The sequence below is a fragment of the Mesorhizobium sp. M2A.F.Ca.ET.039.01.1.1 genome, from assembly GCF_003998035.1.
Lineage (GTDB): Bacteria > Pseudomonadota > Alphaproteobacteria > Rhizobiales > Rhizobiaceae > Mesorhizobium.
In genome coordinates this window covers 1-2,732 of the sequence record NZ_RZRY01000768.1, presented here as the reverse complement: position 1 = coordinate 2,732, position 2,732 = coordinate 1, and the positions used below count along the sequence as shown (strand labels likewise).

Here is a 2,732-nt window from a genome sequence, read left to right as displayed (position 1 = left end):
ATCTTGCTCTGGCTCAACACCACGCCCTGGACCTCGCCCGCACCCTGATGGTCCCCGTCATCCTCTTCAAATCCGGCGACGTGATCGGCGTGCTCCGCAGCGATGAGATCGAGCCTGGCGATGATCTCGAAATCCTTCACGAATACGACCCATTCCAGATCAGGCCGGCTCGTTGAGCCGGCCCGGAGCTTGGCGGCCCGCCCCGTCACAAAGTCCACATTGCACGACCGCGATCCAACGGCTCTGCTGATCGGCGGGCCGATGCGCAGCGATTGGGTGCCGCTTGCGAGCGAGCGGCGGCAAGGGAAGCTGCGCCGCGGCCGGAAAATCGCATTGCCCTGTGCACGTCTTCAGTTGCCCGGCCGCGCCCTTGCCTCCTTCGCTCTTCGCGGCCTTGGGGTCTGGTCCCGCGGGTTCGCGGGAAAGGAAACCGAACAGGAAGGGACGGAACATCATGGGCGCCGGGATAGGAATGGAGATGAGCGATGTCGAGGAACTCAGAAGTGGCGTTCTGTGTGCTGCGGTGCTGGAGCGGGCGGGCTTCGCGGTCGATCAGAAGGAGAGCACCAGACGCGCCGTAAAATTCAGGCGCGGCGCCGAAATCATCATCGTCATTCACGAGGGCAAAGGCTGGTTCGATCCACTGTCGGAGGCCAAGGGAGACGTGTTCCACCTGGTCGAGCACCTCGAGGGCGTCCGCTTCGTGGAAGCGCTCGATCATGTGGCGAATTTGATCGGGTTCGTTCCCAGCGAGCCCGTCTGGACGCGGGTTCCTCATAAGAAGCGACCGGGCCGTTCCGTTTCCGAGCGTTGGCAAAGCCGCCGCGGGCCGTGGCCCGGGTCCATGACCTGGCGCTATCTGCGCCAGGAACGGCGTCTGTCAGAAACCGTCATCCGCGCGGCGATCCGCCAGGACCGGCTTCGCGAGGGTCCGTGCGGCAGCATGTGGGTGGCGCACACCGATGAGGCCGGCGTGCTCACCGGCTGGGAGGAGCGCGGTCCTAAATGGCGGGGGTTTGCGAGCGGAGGCGCCAAGCTGCTGTTTCGTCTTGGCGCTGTCGAGGCAATGCGCTTTTGCGTCACCGAAGCGGCCATCGATGCCATGAGCCTTGCCGCGATCGAGGAGCTGCAGCCCGGCAGCCTTTATCTCAGCACCGGCGGCGGCTGGGCGCCGGCGACCGTGGCGGCGATCCGCGGGCTTGCGGCGCGCAACGGCGCTCTTCTTGTCGCCGCGACCGACAACAACACCCAAGGCGACGTCTATGCCGACCGGCTCGAAGCGATCGCGGCGGAGGCGGGGTGCGGTTTCGATCGGCTGCGTCCCGTCGCCGATGATTGGAACGAGGACCTGCGTGCGCGAAAACTCCAGAAGAAGGGAGAAGGAGGGGGACAAAAAACCCGGCTGCCGCATGCCCGCCGGCCGCGTCAAGGGTGAAGCTTCGCCCGGCTGACGCCGGCCCTTGACCCGCCCGGACGGAGAGGCGGCCGAGGAGGAGGGGTCAGGAAGGGCTGAAAGCGATGGCGATCCAGCAGGGTGAGCCGCGCTCCGGTCCGACGAGGCTAAGAAGGAGCCCCCCATGAACGCCACCTCTCCCATCCGCAAGATCTACCAGGGCATCGCCGACCGCCGGCAGATGTTCCGTCTGTTCGACCGCCATGCGCAGCGTCCCAATCGCTTCGCGGATGACGCCGGCGCTCTTTACGGAAACGAATGGTTCGAGCTTGACGAGTCCGGACACGACTACATGCTGGAAATCCTGCCGCCGCTCTGGATGCGCGCCGACATGTTCGCGCTCAGCGAATTCCTCACCGGTAGCGTCACCAGCGTGTTTTTCCGGCTGCGCATCGACGGCCGCGTCCGCTACTTCCACAGCTATTGCGATCTCTGCGACAAGGGTTCGCCCGAGCGAATGCGGGCCGCGATCTTGGAGCGCGAGTCCTGGCCAGTGAAGGCGTTGACGCATGACGAGCGCCTCGAGCATATCTGGTCGAGCACGCATGACGACTATCGCGGCTATGCCGGCGAGGGCTGGCTGCCCGAGGTGCGCGGCAAGCGCACTGTGCTCGTCTATGACCGCGGACGCACCGTGCTCAAGCTGCTCCACGATCTGACCGACGCGGAGATCGCCGCCAAGCTGCCCGTGCATCTCAGGCACTTGCCCCTCGACGTCGCGGCGTGAGGTGGGGACGATGTTTACATTTCCGATTGTGGCGGTCCGCAAGGTGATCGATCAGGGCATTGCCGATGCGGCGCAAAATGGCGGGTTTCGCAACCCCTATTACGGTACAAGGCCCGGCGAGGGCGAGAAGTCCGGCGTCTGGCTGGTCGGCGACCAAGGTGTCTATCTATGCTCCAACGGCAAGCTCGCCGAGGGAGCGCGTCCCCTCGTCGTCTATTCCGAGCAATGCCACCCGGACGGCCATCCCGACTGGTGGGACTACAAGCGCCGGCATTTCGGGGCCGACGACGGCATCGAGTTCATCGAGGCCGAGCGGCTTGTCCCGCTCTTTGACCGCCATCGGCGCGCAACACATCTCACCATCGCGCTCACCGAGGCCGAAATCGCGCTCTCGCTGATCACCCGCTGACTTCCCAAAAACCGGCGCCGCGCTTCGCCCGGCCGACCCGTTCGGCCGGGAGTTTCGCGCGCGCCTTTCGAGCACAGGAGGCTTTCCAATGGCGCATGACGACCCCTTGACCATCGACCTCTTCGGCAACACCTCATCCGGCC

Annotated in this window: 3 protein-coding genes; all 3 read left to right on the top strand. The window is 65.3% G+C overall.

Features of this window, described 5'->3' with window-relative positions:
* The first annotated feature begins 478 nt into the window (after positions 1 to 478).
* The 3 genes from EOA24_RS33365 (at position 479) to EOA24_RS33355 (ending at position 2,589) form a co-directional block, all read left to right on the top strand.
* Positions 479 to 1,435, top strand: coding sequence for a DUF3991 and toprim domain-containing protein (locus EOA24_RS33365; RefSeq protein ID WP_348633092.1), 957 nt, complete (start codon positions 479 to 481; stop codon positions 1,433 to 1,435).
* Positions 1,436 to 1,577: 142 nt separating this feature from the next.
* On the top strand, positions 1,578 to 2,180 hold the full coding sequence (locus EOA24_RS33360) for a DUF1419 domain-containing protein (RefSeq protein ID WP_127410550.1): 603 nt from the start codon (positions 1,578 to 1,580) through the stop codon (positions 2,178 to 2,180).
* Positions 2,181 to 2,190: 10 nt separating this feature from the next.
* Entirely contained in the window at positions 2,191 to 2,589 is a 399-nt protein-coding gene (locus EOA24_RS33355; RefSeq protein WP_066991332.1) for a DUF3085 domain-containing protein, read from the top strand.
* Positions 2,590 to 2,732: the final 143 nt, after the last annotated feature.

Coding starts and splice junctions, on each gene's coding strand:
- EOA24_RS33360 (WP_127410550.1), top strand. CDS start 1,578: ATGAACGCCACCTCTCCCATCCGCAAGATCTACCAGGGCATCGCCGAC.
- EOA24_RS33365 (WP_348633092.1), top strand. CDS start 479: ATGAGCGATGTCGAGGAACTCAGAAGTGGCGTTCTGTGTGCTGCGGTG.
- EOA24_RS33355 (WP_066991332.1), top strand. CDS start 2,191: ATGTTTACATTTCCGATTGTGGCGGTCCGCAAGGTGATCGATCAGGGC.